The sequence below is a fragment of the Dehalococcoides sp. genome (assembly GCF_041654235.1).
Taxonomy (GTDB): domain Bacteria; phylum Chloroflexota; class Dehalococcoidia; order Dehalococcoidales; family Dehalococcoidaceae; genus Dehalococcoides; species Dehalococcoides mccartyi_B.
In genome coordinates this window covers 1-18,985 of record NZ_JBAZDW010000027.1, presented here as the reverse complement: position 1 = coordinate 18,985, position 18,985 = coordinate 1, and the positions used below count along the sequence as shown (strand labels likewise).

22 protein-coding genes, 1 tRNA gene and 1 riboswitch are annotated in these 18,985 nt (G+C 48.9%); of the genes, 10 read left to right on the top strand and 13 right to left on the bottom strand.

Annotated elements, in window-relative coordinates; all coding sequences use genetic code 11:
* The 4 genes from WC259_RS04770 to pyrR all read right to left on the bottom strand — a co-directional run.
* A partial coding sequence (locus WC259_RS04770; RefSeq protein ID WP_372643381.1) for a carbamoyl phosphate synthase small subunit occupies nt 1–763 on the bottom strand: 763 nt, incomplete at its 3' end.
* A 35-nt stretch (nt 764–798) separates the two neighbouring features.
* On the bottom strand, nt 799–2,085 hold the full coding sequence (locus WC259_RS04765; RefSeq protein WP_372643378.1) for a dihydroorotase: 1,287 nt from the start codon (nt 2,083–2,085) through the stop codon (nt 799–801).
* A gap of 2 nt (nt 2,086–2,087) precedes the next feature.
* Nucleotides 2,088–3,083, bottom strand: a complete 996-nt coding sequence (locus tag WC259_RS04760) for an aspartate carbamoyltransferase catalytic subunit (RefSeq protein ID WP_372643375.1) — start codon at nt 3,081–3,083, stop codon at nt 2,088–2,090.
* Nucleotides 3,084–3,085: 2 nt separating this feature from the next.
* Nucleotides 3,086–3,634: a bifunctional pyr operon transcriptional regulator/uracil phosphoribosyltransferase PyrR gene (gene pyrR / locus WC259_RS04755; protein ID WP_011309561.1), complete on the bottom strand. Its 549-nt coding sequence runs from the start codon at nt 3,632–3,634 to the stop codon at nt 3,086–3,088.
* A gap of 267 nt (nt 3,635–3,901) precedes the next feature.
* Here pyrR and WC259_RS04750 point away from each other — a divergent pair, with 267 nt between their 5' ends.
* Both WC259_RS04750 and mutL read left to right on the top strand, forming a co-directional pair.
* Entirely contained in the window at nt 3,902–6,118 is a 2,217-nt protein-coding gene (locus WC259_RS04750; protein WP_011309560.1) for an ATP-dependent helicase, read from the top strand.
* A gap of 98 nt (nt 6,119–6,216) precedes the next feature.
* The gene (mutL, locus tag WC259_RS04745; protein ID WP_011309559.1) at nt 6,217–7,917 is read left to right on the top strand and encodes a DNA mismatch repair endonuclease MutL; all 1,701 of its coding nucleotides are present in this window, start codon (nt 6,217–6,219) and stop codon (nt 7,915–7,917) included.
* Here mutL and WC259_RS04740 read toward each other — a convergent pair.
* From WC259_RS04740 to lepB, 3 genes are read right to left on the bottom strand one after another with little or no spacing between them, the layout of a single operon-like run.
* The gene (locus tag WC259_RS04740; protein WP_011309558.1) at nt 7,914–8,441 is read right to left on the bottom strand and encodes a Holliday junction resolvase-like protein; all 528 of its coding nucleotides are present in this window, start codon (nt 8,439–8,441) and stop codon (nt 7,914–7,916) included. The two genes, mutL and WC259_RS04740, sit on opposite strands and share 4 nt — an antisense overlap.
* Before the next feature lie 28 nt (nt 8,442–8,469).
* On the bottom strand, nt 8,470–9,033 hold the full coding sequence (gene pyrE / locus WC259_RS04735; RefSeq protein ID WP_011309557.1) for an orotate phosphoribosyltransferase: 564 nt from the start codon (nt 9,031–9,033) through the stop codon (nt 8,470–8,472).
* A gap of 2 nt (nt 9,034–9,035) precedes the next feature.
* Nucleotides 9,036–9,596, bottom strand: coding sequence for a signal peptidase I (lepB, locus tag WC259_RS04730; RefSeq protein WP_172815833.1), 561 nt, complete (start codon nt 9,594–9,596; stop codon nt 9,036–9,038).
* Between the two features lie 121 nt (nt 9,597–9,717).
* Between lepB and WC259_RS04725 the strand changes: the two genes are divergently transcribed.
* The 5 genes from WC259_RS04725 (at nt 9,718) to ribE (ending at nt 14,085) form a co-directional block, all read left to right on the top strand.
* Nucleotides 9,718–10,482, top strand: a complete 765-nt coding sequence (locus WC259_RS04725) for an SIMPL domain-containing protein (RefSeq protein WP_372643369.1) — start codon at nt 9,718–9,720, stop codon at nt 10,480–10,482.
* 145 nt (nt 10,483–10,627) lie between these two features.
* Nucleotides 10,628–11,725, top strand: coding sequence for a bifunctional diaminohydroxyphosphoribosylaminopyrimidine deaminase/5-amino-6-(5-phosphoribosylamino)uracil reductase RibD (ribD, locus tag WC259_RS04720; RefSeq protein WP_011309554.1), 1,098 nt, complete (start codon nt 10,628–10,630; stop codon nt 11,723–11,725).
* Between the two features lie 2 nt (nt 11,726–11,727).
* A complete protein-coding gene (locus WC259_RS04715) occupies nt 11,728–12,345 on the top strand; it encodes a riboflavin synthase (RefSeq protein ID WP_012984394.1) in 618 nt (205 codons plus the stop codon).
* A gap of 32 nt (nt 12,346–12,377) precedes the next feature.
* Nucleotides 12,378–13,589, top strand: coding sequence for a bifunctional 3,4-dihydroxy-2-butanone-4-phosphate synthase/GTP cyclohydrolase II (locus WC259_RS04710; RefSeq protein WP_015407132.1), 1,212 nt, complete (start codon nt 12,378–12,380; stop codon nt 13,587–13,589).
* A gap of 28 nt (nt 13,590–13,617) precedes the next feature.
* Nucleotides 13,618–14,085 carry a 6,7-dimethyl-8-ribityllumazine synthase gene (gene ribE / locus WC259_RS04705; RefSeq protein WP_372643364.1) on the top strand — a complete coding sequence of 156 codons (468 nt, stop codon included), beginning with the start codon at nt 13,618–13,620 and terminating at the stop codon, nt 14,083–14,085.
* On the opposite strand, the gene WC259_RS04700 is transcribed toward ribE, so the two are convergent.
* Nucleotides 14,082–14,333 carry an EF-Tu/IF-2/RF-3 family GTPase gene (locus WC259_RS04700; protein WP_011929242.1) on the bottom strand — a complete coding sequence of 84 codons (252 nt, stop codon included), beginning with the start codon at nt 14,331–14,333 and terminating at the stop codon, nt 14,082–14,084. The two genes, ribE and WC259_RS04700, sit on opposite strands and share 4 nt — an antisense overlap.
* A 143-nt stretch (nt 14,334–14,476) precedes the next feature.
* Between WC259_RS04700 and WC259_RS04695 the strand changes: the two genes are divergently transcribed.
* The 3 genes from WC259_RS04695 to WC259_RS04685 all read left to right on the top strand — a co-directional run bounded on the left by WC259_RS04695 (nt 14,477) and on the right by WC259_RS04685 (nt 15,536).
* On the top strand, nt 14,477–14,713 hold the full coding sequence (locus tag WC259_RS04695) for a hypothetical protein (protein WP_011309549.1): 237 nt from the start codon (nt 14,477–14,479) through the stop codon (nt 14,711–14,713).
* Nucleotides 14,714–14,764: 51 nt separating this feature from the next.
* The gene (locus tag WC259_RS04690; RefSeq protein ID WP_078986953.1) at nt 14,765–15,412 is read left to right on the top strand and encodes a biotin transporter BioY; all 648 of its coding nucleotides are present in this window, start codon (nt 14,765–14,767) and stop codon (nt 15,410–15,412) included.
* 47 nt (nt 15,413–15,459) lie between these two features.
* Nucleotides 15,460–15,536 (top strand) — tRNA-Val (locus tag WC259_RS04685).
* Nucleotides 15,537–15,570: 34 nt separating this feature from the next.
* Here the strand turns inward: WC259_RS04685 and WC259_RS04680 are convergent.
* From WC259_RS04680 to WC259_RS04660, 5 genes are all read right to left on the bottom strand, one after another.
* Nucleotides 15,571–16,335 carry an adenosylcobinamide amidohydrolase gene (locus tag WC259_RS04680; RefSeq protein WP_372643361.1) on the bottom strand — a complete coding sequence of 255 codons (765 nt, stop codon included), beginning with the start codon at nt 16,333–16,335 and terminating at the stop codon, nt 15,571–15,573.
* Between the two features lie 111 nt (nt 16,336–16,446).
* Nucleotides 16,447–16,586, bottom strand: a riboswitch (cobalamin riboswitch).
* Nucleotides 16,587–16,648: 62 nt separating this feature from the next.
* Nucleotides 16,649–17,071, bottom strand: coding sequence for a hypothetical protein (locus WC259_RS04675; protein ID WP_372643358.1), 423 nt, complete (start codon nt 17,069–17,071; stop codon nt 16,649–16,651).
* 50 nt (nt 17,072–17,121) lie between these two features.
* On the bottom strand, nt 17,122–17,424 hold the full coding sequence (locus tag WC259_RS04670) for a zinc ribbon domain-containing protein (protein ID WP_015407128.1): 303 nt from the start codon (nt 17,422–17,424) through the stop codon (nt 17,122–17,124).
* 56 nt (nt 17,425–17,480) lie between these two features.
* A complete protein-coding gene (locus WC259_RS04665) occupies nt 17,481–17,777 on the bottom strand; it encodes a hypothetical protein (RefSeq protein WP_011309543.1) in 297 nt (98 codons plus the stop codon).
* A 1-nt stretch (nt 17,778) separates the two neighbouring features.
* Nucleotides 17,779–18,985 (bottom strand): 4Fe-4S binding protein (locus tag WC259_RS04660; protein WP_372643355.1); only part of this gene is annotated, 1,207 nt, incomplete at its 5' end.

Genomic DNA, 18,985 nt, shown 5'->3' with positions numbered 1-18,985 from the left:
GACAGATGCCCATGACCGGGTATTTTTCGCACACATGTCTGACGGTGGTTATCAGATAGTCCAGCAGTTCGGGGTTGCCGGGGCCGGGCGAAAGAACTATGCCGTCAGGATTAAGTGTGTCAATTTCTTTGGGGCTGGTGGTGCAGGGCAACACGGTTACCTTGCAGCCGTGGGATTTAAGCTGGTTAAGTATGGAATACTTAAGCCCGCAGTCCAGTACTGCTACATGGAAGCCGGCAAAAGAGGGTTTTTCTTTCTGCCATTCATATGGTGAGGGTGTGCTTATTTTGCGTACAAAATCAATCTGTCCGTAGTCAGGCGTATTGCGGATAATTTTCAGGGCTTCTTCAGGTGTTTTGGTACTGGTTACCATGCCCCTCATTACCCCGGCTAAGCGCAGTTTGCGGGTAATGGCACGGGTATCAAGACCGCTTATGCCGGGTATGCCAGCCTTTTCCAGAAAGGAATGAACCGTTTGGGTGCTTTGGTAGTGGCTGGGCTGGCGGCATTCCTGATGGACTGCAAAGGCAGTTGCTCTGATGCAGGCAGATTCATTATCAAAGGGGTTTATCCCGTAATTACCTATAAGGGGGTAAGTGGGGACGATAATCTGGCCGGTATACGAAGGGTCGGTCAGCATTTCCTGATATCCGTTCATGCTGGTATTGAAGACTACTTCGCCTATAGCTTCAGTTTCCGCTCCGAAGCTTTTGCCGGTAAATACTGTTCCGTCCTCCAGTACCATGTATGCTGTATTCGTCATTTACTCTGTCCTTATCACTTTCTAAACTGGCTGTTCTATGCTTGTTGGTAAACTATCTGGCCACAGGCAATGGTGGTCTTTACCCTGCCTTTAAGCTTGCGTCCCTCAAGGGGTGTATTTTTACCCTTTGAGAAGAATTTGGCGGTATCTACCGTCCATTCTTCATCAGGGTCAAATATAACCACGTCTGCACATGAGCCCGCTTTCAGGTTGCCGATATTTTGGTATTTTTCACCCAGTACCTGCTGAGGTCCAAGGGTCAGCTTTTCTATAAGCAGGCTTAAACTAAGCTTGCCTGAGTGCACCAGACCCATCAGGCTGGCAAGTGCGGTTTCCAGCCCTGAAATGCCGTTGGCGGCTAGACCAAACTCACACAGTTTGTCATTTCTGGTGTGTGGGGCATGGTCTGTGGCTATGGCATCTATAGTACCGTCCTTAAGCCCAGCTATAAGTGCTTCAATATCCGTTTGGGTGCGAAGCGGCGGGTTGACCTTGGCACTGGTGTTGTAGCCGTTTACTTCGGCTTCGGTCAGGGTCAGGTGGTGGGGAGTAACCTCCGCACTTACCCGTATGCCTGCGGCTTTGGCTTGGCGTACCAGTTCCACCGAACCGGCGGTGCTGATATGGCAAAGGTGCAGCCGCCCGCCGCTTTCTTTGGCAAGGGCAATATCCCTGTTTACGGCAATTTCTTCAGTGGCGTTGGTTATACCCTTTAAGCCCAGACGGCAGGCCAGAAGCCCTTCGTTCATCAGTCCGCCTTCTGCCAGACAGGCATCTTCACAGTGTTCCATAATGGGCAGGTCAAAGGTTCGGCTGTAAAGCAGGGCGTTTAAGAGCAGGGAACTGCCGGATACATAGTCACCATCATCCGAGAATCCCACCACTCCCGCTTCGGCCAGTTCTCCCATGGGGGAAAGTTCCTGTCCTTTGCGTCCTTTGGTGATGGCGGCAATGGGCAGTACCCGTATGAGTGAGACCTTTGTGGCAGTGTTTTTAATAAAATCTATGACCGGCAAACAGTCTGCTGCGGGATTGGTGTTGGGCATGGGGCAGATGGAGGTAAAACCGCCGGCTGCGGCTGCTTTGCACCCGCTTTCAATAGTCTCTTTGCCCTCAACCCCCGGTTCACGCAGGTGTACGTGCAGGTCTATAAAGCCGGGACAAACCACTTTGCCGGTGGCGTCTATTACTTTTTCGGTTTTTTCGGGAGAGATATCCTTGCTTATTCCGGTAACCAGTCCATTCTCAATCAGCAAATCAGCCACGTTATCCGTGCCGCTGGCGGGGTCTATGATGCGTCCGTTTTTAATCAGTATTTTCATGTTTATATTTCCTTGCTTCCGCTGCACAGGTAGAAGAGTGCCATGCGTACCGCTACCCCGTTTTTTACCTGTTCGTTTATGACAGACTGTTCTCCGTGCACTACAGACTGTGAAAGTTCTATATCTTCATTTACCGGGCCGGGGTGCATGACAAGGGAGTTTGGTTTTGCCAGTTTCAGTATTTCTTCGTTCAGTTGGAAATAGCGGGCATATTCCCGTATTCCGGGCAGAAGCCCGCTTTGCTGGCGTTCACGCTGCAGGCGCAGCCCCATTACCACGTCAGCTCCGCTGACTGCTTGCTTTATATCTGTTTCCAGTGTGACTTCAGGGAAGATTTTGCTATTGGTATTAAGTCCTTCAGGTAGCAGTGTATACGGGGCGCACAGGGTGATTTTGGCTCCCATTTTGCTTAGCCCCCAGATATTGGAGCGAGCTACCCGGCTGTGTTTTATATCCCCTATCAGGGTTATTTTCAGCCCTTCCAAGCTGGATTTGTGCCTTAGTATGGTAAATATATCCAGCAGTGCCTGACTGGGGTGGGCATGCCAGCCGTCACCGGCGTTTATAATATTTGCATGGCAGTTGTTTGCCGCCAGATAAGGCGCTCCTGACAGGGGGTGGCGCATGACTACCATATCCGCCCCCAGTGATTCCAGCGTATCCAGCGTATCCAGCAGGCTTTCCCCCTTGGAGATACTGCTCTGGGAAACATTCAGGTTTAACACATCGGCTGAAAGGCTTTTGGCCGCCAGCTCAAATGATGAACGGGTACGGGTGGAAGGTTCGTAAAAAAGGGTAGCTATGGTTTTCCCCTTAAGTGCCGGCACTTTCTTTACCGGGCGGGACAGGATATCCAGCATAACGCCGGCTGTCTGCATAACCATATCCAGTTCTTCACGGCTGAAGTTATCCAGATCAAGTACATGGCGGTGTTTCCAGCCTTGTACTTCTGAAAGCAGGGTTTCTGTGTCTGCGGGTGTCTTGGGTATGTGTGTCATATTTATACCTCACCTGCTTCGTCATCCAGTATCAGTACCTCGTCCTGTCCGTCAGTTTCAGTCAGGCGGACTTTTATCTTCTCGTCCCGTGCGCTGGGTATATTTTTACCTATGTAATCTGCCCTTACCGGCAGTTCGCGGTGACCCCTGTCTACCAGTACCGCCAGCTGGATGGCTTTGGGGCGTCCGTAATCTATCAGTGCATCCATAGCCGCCCGGGTGGAACGCCCTGTGAAGAGAACGTCATCTACCAGCACCACTATCTTGTTATTTATGCTGAAAGGTATATCCGTGTTTTTGATAGTGGGATGGAAACGCTGGGAATCAAGGTCATCACGGTAGAGAGAAAAATCCAGTGTCCCCACCGGGATTTCAAGCCCTTCAAAGCGGAGAATATTTTCGGCCAAGCGGTTTGCCAGCGGTACGCCCCGGGTATACATGCCGATAATCACCAAATCCCGGCTGGACTGGTTTCTTTCCAGTATTTCATGGGCAATGCGGGCTAAAGTCCGGCGGATATCTTCGGCGCCCAGTATTACTTTTTGTGCCATAAAAAAACCTCTTACCAACATTTGCCGGCAAGAGGTCAAAAGACGCTTCTTTGTCTAAAATCCCTTACCGGCCTCTCAGGACCAGCTTAAAGGTAAACCTGTATTCAATTTACTTCAGCTATTATATCACCAGTGGTCAAGCCGGGCAAATTTATTTTCAGCATATTTAAAAATATTTAAAGGGCAAAACAGGCGTTTATTCGGGTTTATTCCTGACTTTAACTGAAATGACCTTGGCGGCTAATAATGTTATAATACCCCTGTTTCATGCAAGACATACTAACAGGTCTAAACCCCGCTCAAAAAAAGGCCGTTGAAGCCGTGGAAGGGCCGGTGCTTATACTGGCCGGTCCGGGCAGTGGTAAAACTAGAGTTATTACCCACCGGATTGCCTACCTGATAAAAGTAGTAGGTATAACTCCCCACCGCATTATGGCTGTTACTTTTACCAACAAAGCCGCCCGCGAAATGGAAACCCGCTTGAACCAGCTGGCTCCTTCAGCGGTGGGACGCCTGACCATGGGTACTTTCCACGCTATTTGTGCCCGCATACTAAGGCAGGACGGTCTTCCTCTGGGTGTGCCGTCTGACTTTGTGATATACGATGATGACGACCAGCAGAGCCTTATAAAGCAGGCCATGGCTGAGCTTGAGCTTGACCCGAAACGTTATCCGCCCGCTTCCATAAAAAATGCTATCAGCCAAGCCAAAAGCCAGCTGGTGCTTCCGGCCTATTACTTTGAAAAGGGCAGAAGCTATTTTGAAGAGATGGTAGGCAGGGTTTATGAACTCTATGAGAAACGCCTCAAGCAGAACAAGGCTTTGGATTTTGATGACCTTTTGTTAAAGGTTGTCCAGCTTTTTAAGCAATACCCTGAGGTGCTGGCCGGATACCAGGAACGCTATCTGCATGTAATGGTAGATGAGTTTCAAGATACCAATCTGGTTCAGTACGAACTGGTCAAGATGCTTTCAGCCAAGTACCGAAATATCTGTGTGGTGGGTGACCCTGACCAGTCTATTTATTCATGGCGTTCTGCAGACCTTAGAAATGTTTTTAACTTTGAGACTGATAATCCGGGTGCGAAAGTGGTTTTGCTTGAGCAGAACTATCGCTCCACTAAAAATATTCTGGAAGCAGCTTCATGTGTTATTGCCCCGAACAGCGGACGCAAGCCTATCAGTTTGTGGACCGAAAACGAATCCGGCCAGCCTATAGCTGTGGTGGAAACCTTTAACGAACAGGAAGAAGCCCAGTTTGTGGTTTCTGAAATTGAGAAGCTCACCCGCTATGAAAAGTTCAGCCCCGGAGATATAGCTATTCTCTACCGCACCAACGCCCAGTCGCGGGCTTTGGAGGAAGCTTTTATCCGTTACGGCATGCCTTACCGTCTGGTTTCCGGCACTCGGTTCTACCAGCGGCGCGAGGTTAAAGATATTGTGGCCTATCTGCGTTTACTTCAAAACCCGCAAGATAGCGTCAGCCTCCAAAGGGTTATAAATATACCCACCCGCGGAATAGGGGCTAAAACCCTTTCAGACCTTGCCCAGTTTGCCAGAGAGCAGGATATAAGTCTCTACCAGTCACTTATAAATTTGTCAGATGAAAATGCCCCCAAACCGCCAATACCCAGCCGCGGTTTGAAACCCCTGATTGATTTTGGGGCTTTGCTGAAATCACTCATCATTGATGCTCAAACCCTGCCCCTTTTAAACCTGCTGGACAGGCTGCTTGAGGGTATAAGCTACCGTGAATTTCTGTTTGCATCCGAAGACGGAGAGGAACGCTGGGATAATATACTTGAGTTGCGGACTGTTGCCCAGCAGTATCAGGAAATACTCCCGCCCGAAGGGCTTTCGGCCTTTCTGGAAAGTGTGGCACTGGTCTCGGATTTGGATAGCCTTGAAGAAGGTGTTTCGGCAGTTACCCTTATCACCTTGCATCAGGCTAAAGGGCTGGAGTATCCGGTGGTTTTTATGGTGGGTATGGAAGAGGGTGTCTTGCCCCACAACCGTTCGTTTGATGACCCTGCCCAGATGCAGGAAGAACGCCGTCTGTGCTATGTGGGTGTAACCCGTGCCAAGAAACGCCTTTATCTGGTGCGGGCTTTCCGCCGCTCACTTATGGGGCAGAGCAACGTAAATGAACCTTCCCGTTATCTTAAAGACATACCTCAAAGCATTACCAAAGGCCGTGAAAAACAGCCTCTGCTTGGGCAGCAAACCCCCGGACAGGCGGTTTTGCCTGTTATAAAACAGCATGTGCAAAGTGCGGGCATGCCCGTTAAGTCTGCCCCGTCTCCTGCCCCCAAATTACTGGAATTGGAAGCGGGTGACAGAGTGCTGCACCCCCAGTTTGGCGAAGGGATTGTGACCAGTATCAACCGGATGAAAAATGATGCCGAGGTTATGATATCTTTCCATTCTGTCGGCATGAAGCGCCTGCTGCTCAGTTTTGCCCGCCTGACCAAACTGGAAAACTAATCGGGGCTGTTTTAATTAGCCGTTTTTCCCCGCTGCCTATTTACCAAATCCCCCTTAGAGTTTAGAATGAAATATATTTTCTAAAAGGGAAAGTATTTATGCCTATAAAATTGTTGGACAAGGCTACTATTGCCCGAATAGCCGCTGGCGAAGTCATTGAAAGGCCTGCTTCAGTGGTCAAAGAACTGCTGGAAAACTCTCTTGATGCGGAAGCCAAGCGGGTGGATATTGTTATCCGCGAGGGTGGTATCGGTTATATAGAGGTGAGTGATGACGGGTGCGGTATAACCTCTTCTGAAGTATTGCTGGCCTTTGAGCGGCATGCCACCAGCAAGCTTTCCAGCTTTGAAGATATATATGCTATAGCCAGTCTGGGTTTCAGGGGCGAAGCCCTGCCCAGTATTGCGGCGGTGGCAGATTTGGAAATGCTGACGGCTGTCCGAACCGAAGAAAGCGGCACATATCTCTCTCTGTCCGGCGGCGAAATGCTCAAGCATACCCGCATGGCACGTGCTGCAGGTACCAGCATAAGGCTGAGCCGCCTGTTCAGCCGCGTACCCGCCCGTCTCAAATTTCTTAAAACCCCCCAGCACGAAGCTAGCAAAGTGACGGAAGTAGTGGTCAGCTATGCTCTGGCCTACCCTGAGGTAAAGTTCAGCCTTAATGTTGATGGACGCAACACTTTAAACACCCCCGGTAACGGCAAATTGCGTGATGCTGTGCTGGAAGTGTACGGAAGTGATGCCGCAAGCAAAATGCTGGATTTGGAAAATGACACTTACCGTTCATCTGCCATAAATATCAGCGGGCTGGTAAGCCCGCCTGAAGTCAGCCGTTCCAACCGGAACTCTCTCCATTTCTTTGTTAACCGCCGTCTTATCCAGAGCCGGGCTTTGCAAAGGGCAGTGGAGCAGGCTTACAGCGGGTTACTTACGGCAGGGCGTTACCCTATGGGGGTGATAAATATCCGGCTCAGCGGGGCACTGGTAGATGTAAATATCCACCCCACCAAGGCGGAGGTCAAATTTTCAGATGAAAGTGCGGTTTTTACATCTGTACAGAGGGCAGTCCGTTCGGTACTGGTAGAGAAACCGCCTCTTCTGCATGTAGAAGAAGCCCGGCCTGTTTACCAGCCGGAAGCTGGAAGGCAGGAGCATATCTGGGCTGAGGTACAAAAACTACCAAACGCCAATACCTCTTATATTTCACCTGTTATCCAGAGTGCCAAAACATCTTCTTTGCCGCTCCTCAGGCTGGTGGGGCAGGTAGGCGGTTTGTACCTGTTGGCAGAAGGACCGGACGGGCTTTACATAATAGATCAGCATGCTGCCCACGAACGTATTCGCTATGAAGAGATTGCGGCAGAAACCTATTCTGCAAGGGCCTGCCAGAGCCTTCTTGAGCCTTTTATTCTGGAACTGAACCCGGTACAGGAAGCCATGATTGAGAAATGCAAATCCGAACTGGAGTTAATGGGTTTTGAAATGGAAGAATTTGGCAGAAGGGTATACAGGGTAAAGTCCATACCGGCCGGTTTGAAAGCCCATCAGGCAAAAGCACTGCTGGCTGAGCTTGCGGACAACCCGAAAGATGCCCCTGCTGAAATAAAAGAACGGTTAATACGGCTTATGGCTTGCCATACTGCGGTTCGGGCAGGACAGGTGCTTACCGATGCGGAAATGCGTGAACTGCTGTTAAAGCTGGAGAAAACTGGTATACCCGGTCACTGTCCGCATGGGCGCCCAACTATTGTAAAGATTGACTTCAGCCAGCTGGAAAAAGACTTCAAGCGTACTTAATCAGTATCTGCCAGCGGCTCTTCCAGACAACTTGCCTCAGGGGTGTTGCGGTCAAGCAATTCCTGCAAGGGTCTTTCCAAAAGCACTCCCGGCTGGATAAGCTCCCAGCGTACCATGCCGTCTTCTATCAGCTGGCGGATTTTCTTTTCGGACTCTGTAAGTTGGCAATGTTTGCCGGTTTTGATTTCCACAATAACTATTTCACGGGGGTTGCCCTGAGCCAGTCCCGGAAAAACAATCAGGTCTATGGGGCTTCCCAGAAAGCGGGCTTCGGTGGGGTCGTATTTAAATTCAGGCAGGTAAGGGGTTAACTGTTCGGCAAAGCGGCCGCCCAGAGTGGCACGGCTTTGGGCAACCGACTGTTTTTGTACCCGTTCCATATCTTTTTGCCAAAGGATTACCGCCGCATCCTGCCAGCGTTTGAAACGCTTTTCAAAAGACCAGCGCATATAATAATAAACCGCAAAGAGGGAAAGTATGGCAGTAATAACCACAATCAGAGCTACTATTAAGGGGGTATCCATACTTCTTTAAAACCTTTCTGGGTGAGGTTTAACTGCTGCCGTGTTTGGTTAAGGGCAGACCCTCTTGGCAAAGCGGGCAGTCATCCGGTTTATAGGTAGTGGTGGCTGAACGCAGACAGCTGAAAACAGGTGCATTAAACTCCAGAGCGGTATCAGAACGGTCTACCAGCACGCCTATGCCTGCCACTTCGCCGCCGGCCTTTTTAACCGCCGCCAGTACCTCGCGGATAGATTTGCCGGTGGTCAGAATATCATCTACCACCAGTATTTTTGCACCGGGTTTTATTACAAACCCGCGGCGGAAACCGCGCTCGCTATCGGCAATTTTTTCGGCAAAGACACATTTCAGCCCCATCTGGCGGGCTATTTCGTGGGCCAGTACTATACCGCCGGTAGTAGGGCCGGCTACCAGTTCTATACCTTTATCCTTGTAGTGGTCAGCTATCATGCTGCAGAGTTGCTGGTTGTATTCAGGGTTTTCAATGATTCTGAATTTTTCCCAGTAAATGGGGGAGTGGAGTCCCGATGTCAGCAGGAAATGTCCCTTTAGTATTGCTCCGGTTTTTTCAAAGAGTGTTACTACGTCTTCCATCACTAATCCCGTTTCATTATTAATAAAATAGGTAAAACGGCCAAAAAGTGAAATTCACCCAGAGGCCAGATTGATAGCCATGCTTCGCCGACAATATCCTCCCGGGCAACAAAAAAACCGTAACGTGAGTCAAGGCTGACTACCCGGTTGTCTCCCATTACATAGTACTGACCTTCCGGCACGTAAACCTTGGCCACGGGGAAGGCTTTGGGGTAAACAACATACGGTTCTGAAAGAGGCTGGTCATTTATATATACTGTGCCGTCTGCTTTTACCTCTACAGATTCACCCGGCAACCCTACAATCCGTTTGATGAAATCATTTTCGTAGGAATATTGGGCGGGAGGGGGGAAAACGATAATATCGCCCCGCTGGGGTTCCCCAAACATGTACGAAATCTTGTTTACCAGCAGGCGTTGTTCATTTTGAAGAGTGGGGTCCATGCTGGTGCCGTCTACTATAGAGTAAGACAGGGTAACTTTGGATATTCCGACTATAACCAGGGCTACCAAGATTATACCGGCAAGTTCCAACAGAAGGCTTTTCACGTTAGTAACATTCATCTGGGGCAAATTATACAACCTTTCGCTTATTCATTCTACAAAAAATATATCCAATTTTTATAATGCTACTAACTTCTTTTTGATTGGGGCGTTATATTATTTGAATATCAAGGAGGTAAAGATGAACAAAAAACTATTATTGCCCATAGTAAGCGGTTTACTGGTAGTTTCACTGGCTGGAGGTATAGCAGGTTGTGCTTCCGGTACCACTGACGAAACAGATAATACTGACAGCCCCGGAGTTATCTGGAGTCAGCAAAATACCGGTATCTGGGTAAATGGCAGCGGTGAAGTAACCGTAAGCCCCGATGTAGCCATTTTGACCCTTGGGGTAGAAAGCATGGGTGTGAGCATAGATGCAGCCCAGACTCAGGCTGCTCAGGCTATGAATGCCATTATAAACTCCCTCAAAGCAAACGGAGTGCTGGACAAGGATATCAAGACCAGCAGCTATTATATTTACCCTGTTACCGAGTGGACTGATAATAGGTCTACTATTGTAGGTTACCGGGTAAGCAATCAGGCTGAAGTGAAAATCCGGCAGATTGCCCAGACAGGCAGTATTCTTGATGCTGCAGTCAGGGCTGGCGGAGATGATAGCCGGGTAAACGGGTTGTATTTCTCAATAGATGACCCTGCTGCCGCTTATGAACAGGCTCGCGCCCTTGCCATTCAGGATGCCAAGGCTAAGGCCGAACAGATGGCCTCAGTGGCAGGTGTAGGCTTGGGAAAACTTATCTACATATCTGAGACCAGCAACTATATACCCCGCTGGGATTACGCCAAAGATGCCGGCATGGCAAGCTCTGTCCCCGAAGTTACCCCCATAAGTTCAGGGGAAACCACGGTGACGGTATCAGTTCAGGCTGTTTACAGTATAAAATAGCCCGGAATATCCAACTAGCTGATTCGGAGCCGCCTGAAAAGGCGGCTCCGGGTTTATAGGTTCGGAATATACTAATATCCGTCAAATCATTAGAACAAGTGCGGGTTTGCAAAAAATAAAGATTTGATGCTAGAATGCCAGCACTATGAAATATATGTCTCAGGCTTTGTCGCTTGCCAAACTGGCCATAGGTCAGGTTAGCCCTAACCCGTCGGTAGGGGCTGTTATTGTTAAAAACGGCGAAGTAGTCGGGCAGGGTTTTACCCAGCCGCCCGGCGGTGACCATGCTGAGATAGTGGCCTTGAAACAGGCTGCCGAAAAAGCCAAAGGGGCTACTTTATACGTAACTTTAGAGCCGTGCTGTCATCAGGGGCGAACCCCGCCCTGCACCGGTTCTGTCATAGCATCAGGCATCAAAGAAGTTTATATTGCTACGCTGGATGATAATCCTCTGGTTTCCGGCAAAGGCAAAAAAGAGCTGGAAGATGCCGGTATAAAGGTTCATCTGGGTATGATGGAGCGTGAAGCCCGCCAGATGAACGAAGCTTATTTCAAGCATGTTACCACCGGAATGCCCTTCGTAACCGCCAAATATGCCATGAGCCTTGACGGTAAAACGGGTACCCGTACCGGTGATTCCAAATGGATTTCCAACGAAGAATCCCGCCATTTTGCCCATTATATCCGCCATATATCAGATGTCATTATGGCCGGACTTAATACCATACTTAAAGATGATCCCCACCTGACTGCCAGAGTTAACTGCGGACGGGGCGGTACATCACACAGTCAGCCCACCAGGGTAATTATTGACGATAATGGCCGAGCGCCGTTAAGTTCTAATGTTTTTCATGTTCCCGGTAATACTATTGTGGCTGTTGCCAAAGGTCTTACCCCTGAAGAAAAACAGGCGTATGATGAGGTTGGGGCTAAAGTGGTGGAGCTGCCGGATGAACGGGGACTGGTAGACCTCAAAGCCCTGCTTCGTTATCTGGGGCAAAACGGGGTAACCAGTGTGCTGGTGGAAGGCGGCGGCATTGTACTCGGTTCGCTTTTTGACCTGAAACTGGTGGATAAAGTGCTGGTATTTGTAGCTCCTATCATTATAGGCGGCAAAGACGCCAAGATTCCGGTTGCCGGTGTCGGGGCAGAACTTATTACAGATTCAGCCAAGTTCAAGGATATTACCACTACCATATTCGGGCAGGACGTGTTGATTTCCGGTTACGTTATTAAGGAGTAACCGTGTTTACAGGCATAGTAGAGGAACTTGGGTTTTTCAAAACCCAAAACCCCGCAGGGCTACACATCGGGGCAAAGCTGGTGCTGGAATCATTAAAAGTAGGAGACAGCATTGCGGTTAATGGCGTCTGCCTGACAGTCACCCGTTTTGACAGTTCTTCATTTCATGCAGATATCATGCCCGAAACCCTTCGCCTTTCAAATCTGGGCAAACTTCCCTTCAATTCTCCCTTAAATCTGGAACGTGCCATCACTCTAAATGGGAGAATGGGGGGGCATTTGGTGCAGGGACATATAGACGGTACTGCCCGCTTGGTTTCTTCTGTACCTGAGGGCAATGCCCATGTGCTTACTTTTGAAACAGACAAAAACCTGACCCGTTATATGGTACACAAGGGTTTTGTGGCAGTAAACGGGGTCAGTTTAACTATTACCGCCTTGCAGGAAACCCGTTTTTCCGTTTCTCTGGTTGCGCTGAGCCGTAAATCAACCAATCTGGGGCTGATTAAGACGGGGGATACGGTAAACATAGAAACTGATATAATAGGTAAATACGTGGAGAAACTGTTTCGGCCGGAACGTGGCATCAGCCCGGAGTTTTTAGCCGAAAACGGCTTTTAAACCATTTGAGCTTTTCAGGAGGAATATAATTTATGCCTAATGCTCGCGTTGAAGAAGTCATTGCCGATATAAAAGCAGGCCGGTTTGTTATTGTAGTCGATGATTACGATCGTGAAAACGAAGGCGATCTGGTGATGGCGTCTGAAAAGGTAACACCTGATGCCATAAATTTTATGGCAAAAAATGCCCGCGGCCTTATTTGTGTTTCACTTATTGCCGAAAGGCTTGAACAGCTTAAAATACCCATGATGGTAACTGAAAATACCTCGCCTTACAGCACCGGTTTTACAGTTACGGTAGAAGCCCGCAAAAAGGTTACTACCGGTATTTCGGCGGCTGACCGGGCGGCTACAGTGCAGGTTCTGATAGATCCGGCCGCTACCCGTGAAGATATCGCTATGCCCGGCCATATGTTTCCCCTGCGTGCCCGAGAAGGCGGGGTTCTGGTAAGGGCAGGTCATACAGAAGCCTCTATGGATTTAGCCCGAATGAGCGGGTTGTATCCGTCAGGCGTGCTTTGTGAAATTATGAATGATGACGGCACTATGGCCCGTCTGCCCCAGCTTGAGCAAAAAGCGGCTGAATGGGGTATCAAGATAATCAGTATCAAGGATATCATTTCCTATCGCCGCCGTACTGAAAAAATGGTTAAAAAGGTAACGGAAGCAGAACTGCCTACCTCTCACGGCCAGTTTAAAGCGGTAGCCTATAAGAGTCAGTTTGATGCTGACGAACATATTGCTCTGGTAATGGGAGATATCTCCGGCCCTGAGCCGGTACTGGTAAGGGTTCACAGTGAATGCATTACCGGGGATGTTTTCGGCAGCAAGCGCTGTGACTGTGGTGAACAGCTGGATATGGCTCTTAATCAAATAGCACAGGCAGGGCGGGGTGTGTTGCTGTACATGCGGCAGGAAGGCCGTGGCATAGGTTTGCACAACAAGCTGTGTGCATATGCCCTGCAGGACAAAGGTTTGGATACAGTTGAGGCTAATCTGGAACTCGGTTTTGCACCTGACCTGCGTGAATACGGCATTGGTGCCCAAATACTGGTGGATTTGGGTTTAAGTAAAATCCGTATGCTGACTAATAATCCCAAAAAGGTGGTTGGTCTGGAAGGTTACGGCATTAAGGTAGTTGAAACTGTGCCGATTATAGTTGAACCTAACAGTTTTAACCGCCATTATCTGGAAACCAAGCAGAGAAAAATGGGTCATATACTAAACGTAGATAAGGCAAACTAAGCGAGATATATCTTAAGGAGTATGCAAAATGGGTAAAGAGTTTTCGGGTGTTTTAAACGGGCAGGGGCTGAAGATTGCTCTGGTGGTTTCCCGCTTTAACGAATTTATTACCTCAAAGCTGTTATCAGGGGCAAAAGACAGTCTGGAACGACACGGGGTAAGCGCTGACAATACTGACGTAGCTTGGGTGCCGGGCGCATTTGAAATCCCTCTGGTTGCCCAGAAACTGGCTAAGAGTGGCCGCTACGACGCCGTTGTTTGTCTGGGAGCGGTTATTCGGGGCAGTACCCCCCATTTTGAATATGTATCCAGCGAAGTTTCAAAGGGTATCGCCAGAGTAGGGCTTGATGCCGGTTTGCCGGTGATATTTGGAGTTATAACCACAGATAGCATTGAACAAGCTATTGAGCGGGCAGGCACCAAGATGGGCAACAAGGGTTTTGATGCCGCTACTCAGGCTATTGAGGTGGCCAATCTGATGAAAAACCTGACCTAGGTAACTTTATAAACCATGTCTCCCGGCCGTACCCGGTCGCAGACTCTTATGCCAACACTATCGCCGGCTTTAGCCTCGGTAAGGTTGGCATGATTTATTTGGATAGAGTCCACTTCCTGCTCAAAATCAGTGGTATGGCCTTCTATGCGTATTGTATCCCCTACTTTGAGCTGGTCTATCAGGTCTATACCGGCCACTCCGGGATGGGCAAAATAATCGGAAACCGTACCTACCAGCAGTTCAGGCATTTCCTTCTCCGTTTCCGCCCTCTCGCTTCCAGTATAAAACCACTATTGATAGTAGGCAATACCCTTTCCAAAAAGACTGATAAATGTTTTGACATGTTCTGCTTTCTTACTTATAATGGGTTAAATCTAAACGGAGGTTTCACTTGGCAAATAAAGACAAGCCCTCCATGAAAAGAAACAGTGATGATATGAGCCTTGACGATATGAATAATCGTCTGGAGCTTTTTGATCAGCGTCTGGATAATATTGATTCGGTAGTGTCGGCAGTGGTTGAACGGGTGATGAGCCAGCCGATAACTATATCCACTACTTGCCCTCACTGCGGCAAGAATCTGGATATTGCTCTGGTAGGCAACCGCAGACCCACTGTATCCAAGTAGAAAACTTTTGTGTATCATTTCCCCTGTGTACTTTATGGGAGGTATGTATATATGCAAATGGTAGGCGCACTCAGCCAGTTCCGTTATGATGTGTTTAAACGGCGCAATGCCTTGAATATATGGGCTAAAATAGGTCTTACTCTGGCTGCTGCCGGGCTGATTGCCCTGTCTGCCCAGATTAAATTGCCTCTGCCATGGACTCCTATACCTGTTACTCTGCATACCTTTGCCATTTTGCTCACAGCTGTTTTGCTGGGACGATGGTGGGGGGGTGCGGCTGTTGCCATATATGCAGTGGCAGGTTGGGCAGGTATGCCTGTTTTTAACGGTTGGGGCGCCGGTATAACCGCTACTGCCGGTTATCTGGCGGGGTTTGTCATCCTGTCTCTTTTCCTTGGCTATTTTTCTGACAGATATATTCGGGCACGCAGTTTTACCACTATGTTTGGCCTGATGTTATTTGCGAACTTTGCTTTGGTATATATTCCCGGTCTTTTCTGGCTCAACTATTGGTTAGTCTCTGTTTTAGGGCAACCGGTCAGCTTTGCCGCTTTGCTTTCCATGGGGCTTGTGCCCTTTGTTGTAGGGGATATAATCAAAATAGGTGTTGCTGCCCTTATTGTTAAGGGTGTTACCCCTAAGAAAGCTCTTGGCACTGAACTGGATGCCCACAAAATGGCGGGCTGGAATATCTTCTAGGTCTTATTTGACGCTAAGATGCTAAGCTAGTAAAATATGTTTCTCTTGGGCGGTTAGCTCAGTTGGTTAGAGCGCAGCGTTGACATCGCTGAGGTCATTGGTTCGACCCCAATACCGCCCACCATCTTGTACAATAGACTAAAAGCAACAGCTATTCCCTAGTACCCCCGGCAGTTCCTGATAGCCTGTTTGACGGCTCTGGTGGTCGCTCTGGCCATCATCTCACCCAGTTTGGTATGCCCGCCTACATAAGTGTATTTGCCCCCTGTACCTGATACAGTAATTATCTGGTCTGTACCCGTACCGGTTGCCTGCCAGTCTGGGTGGGCTGCACTCCGTATATCCAGTTCCTGCAGGGCTACGTTCTTGGCCTCGGTCAGGGTTATATATGAAGATGCAAGGGTGGGTGTCTCAAGGCTTGAGCCGGTCAGCAGGATAACATTAATCGTGCCTATCTTCTCAAACTTGCCGTTACGCTCTATGCCGCTGGCTTCGTCACAGCCTATCCGCATGGCATTGGTCTTAACTCCGGCGGTGGCAAAGGCCAATACCCAGAATTCCTCATAGGTTTCTTCCGCCCAGGCTATATTGTCCTGGTCTACCCCGGTGGACAGGAATGAGACATTATCCAGGTCTGTATCGTATCTTTTGAGGACTTCTTCCAGTACTACCGAGTAGGCTGTTTGCCAGTCTGCCGAGTTGTCATGCATAAAGTCCCAGAGTTCGGGGGGGATATGGGTATTGAGTATATACCTGGCCTTGCCCAGCCCGGTGCGGGTGGAGAGTATATTCCTTTCCTCCGGCAGTTCTATAACCAGAGTATTAGTGGATACTCCCAGAGCTTTATGATAGGCAATACCTGCTCTTACCCCGTGGAAGCAGCCCAGCTCTTTATAAGTATCTGTCTTAAGTTCTTGTAACACCTTGTTCCTCCAAATTTGGCTTGATTCCCCAGCCCCTTAAAAAACAGCCCCCTCCCAAAAACAGGAGGGGGCTAAATCTCTTTAACTCCGCACCTGTCTTCCGTAACCACCGGAATGGCAGATACCTGAAACAGGGCGCTTTACTGGCTGGTGGTTTCCCACTCACAGTAGGCGGTACTGCTCCGGTTTTGCACCGGATTTCTGTTCCCTTTAACCCTATCAAAAGGGGAGCTTCAGGTAAGTACTTCTATTCGTTTATTAATCAAAAACTGCTTTATGATGTCTGTTTGTGCTTTCAGGTATATTCGGTTTCTCACTCACTTATTACAAAAGGCAGGCTTAGTCTCTCCCAAAAATCTATATATATGTTCACGTGATATTCACCCGGTATAAATCCTCCTGAAGGTGCTTGTAACGTTAGTTTGATGGGAAACTGGGCATGCAGATTATCCTCTATCTGTATAGGATCCAATTGGCTGTCTCGAAACCAGCGTACGTTCAGGGTCTTGCAGCACATATCATCTGACAGAGAGAAGACCAAATAAATTGCCTTAGCAGATGACGGAAATATATTACCCGTAACAATCGGTCGGGCATATGGGTCCAGTGTATCAGTGACATCGGCTTGGGTGACTAGCAGCCCTAGGTCAGGGCAGGCATCCGGTATCACCTTTTCCGTTTTAGGTTCACCGCAACCGCAGCAGGTGATAGCCAGCAATATACATAGTGCAAGCAAGGCAGATTTCATTTTTACAAACCGGTTCAGTAAAAAGTTAAGTATCATATTCAGGCTTGGGCTGATTTCGCAGCTCTTTCAGCCAGTTTATCTTGGGCTACCTTTAATAGCCATGCATTGGGATCAAGACTTTTATCTTCGTTTAAGCGCCTCTCGGCATAATGCATCTTTTCATCAGCGCTGTCCTTAAATTTAACCAGGTTAGATGTTTGGTTTTTCCACGAAAAGCCGGACACCACCCGCTGAGCTCTGCCGCCGCAACCGGGACAGCAGTCAACCGGGCTATCATCCGGTTTGCCTATTTTCTCATAGGTGCTCTGGCAAAACTGGCATCTGAATTCATATAAAGGCATTTTCCCTCACTTATGTCAGCGGCGCGGTGTTTAACCGCACCGCTGAATACTTTGATTTATTTTGCCTGGCGTCTGATTAGCTGGAAGGTAATAAGGGTAAGAACAATACTTAGTATGAACAAAACACCCCAACCGAAGAGGGCACCCTGAACAAATACCATACCTCCCAATTCTTCGCCCATCTGGGCTCCAAGCCATGAAAAACCGACAATCCATAACACGCCGGCCACAAGCAGCATGGCCCAGTGCCACCATTTAACAGCTTTCCCGTACCCTTTGGCTACGGAATATACTGCCCAGGCTGCGGCTGCCAGACCCAGTCCCATTAGTACATTTAAAAGCATCATCCACATATTACTTCACCCCCATCGGAGTATTAACGAAACTACTGACATATTCATTGGTAGTTATCCATTTCGGAGGTTCGTAGACACCTTTATAGTTAGGAGGATTGAGATCATCTGCATAATTTTTGGGATAGAGTGTCCGCTCAGCCCAAATAGCCACATTCTGGGATGTGCCGGTAGCGTCATGAGACAGAACTTCGCGTACAAAGCGATGTACCCAGGTATTCTTCTTGGTCCACGGGCATACCGAGATACAGGCACGGCAACCCATAGGTCCGGCTCCAAGGTTCCAACCGTCGCGGCATTTAGCCAGATTGGTGCAGAAGCGGCGCAAACCATAAATCTCAAAGTCCGGCTGGTCAGCATAGCTGATAGCCTGGGTAGGACAGACCTGAGCGCACAGTTTGCAGCGGCTGCAGAACTCAGCCAGGTTAAAATCTACCGGTTTATCAGCCGCCAAAGGCAGGCTGGTAGTGATAACTGCCGGACGTACGTTGCCGCCAAAGTCCGGGGCAAGACAGTTTGAAGTGCGCCCGATTTCACCCATACCGCATTCAGCAGCGATACCTGGAACAGGGAAATCGTAACCGCCAAACGGGGAATGCCAGCGGGCGGGATAACCAAGGTATTTAAGGAATTTAACCATCTGCTGGGCTATCTGGGATGAAATATTGTAGCCCGTCCATGAGTCACCATAGTTGGGGTCTCCGGCATTTACATCCCAGCTCATTGTACCGGTTACCAAGATGGCATTGTCCCACCATTCAGGTATTTTAATAGGGGTATTCAGGCCAAAACCACGGCCGCCGGTGCCACCGCCAAGACCGCCCAAGGGGGCATGGCTATAGGCTACCCAGCCCTTGTTTAGGGGTGTTACACCTACGAAGGTTGCACCCAAATCAGCCGCCATGCGTTTGATTAACTGGCTGGCCAGTTCGGGGGATTCAAAAACAGCCCGGCGGGCCGAAACACCCGACCAGTCGTTTTCCTCTGGCGGGGTAGTTATGCTTGAAACAGGCACAGCCCGCTGAGCTTCAGACCTGGCCATAGCAATAAGCCCCTCATTGGCATTGAAACTGGCACGGCTGTCTATGCTTGATTTAAAGCGTTCTACAAGCTGAGGAAGCCAATCATACTTGTACTCTTTGTCTACATCTACCATCATTGGATACAGATCATAATATTTTTGATAGAAAGTGGACAAACCAGCCAAA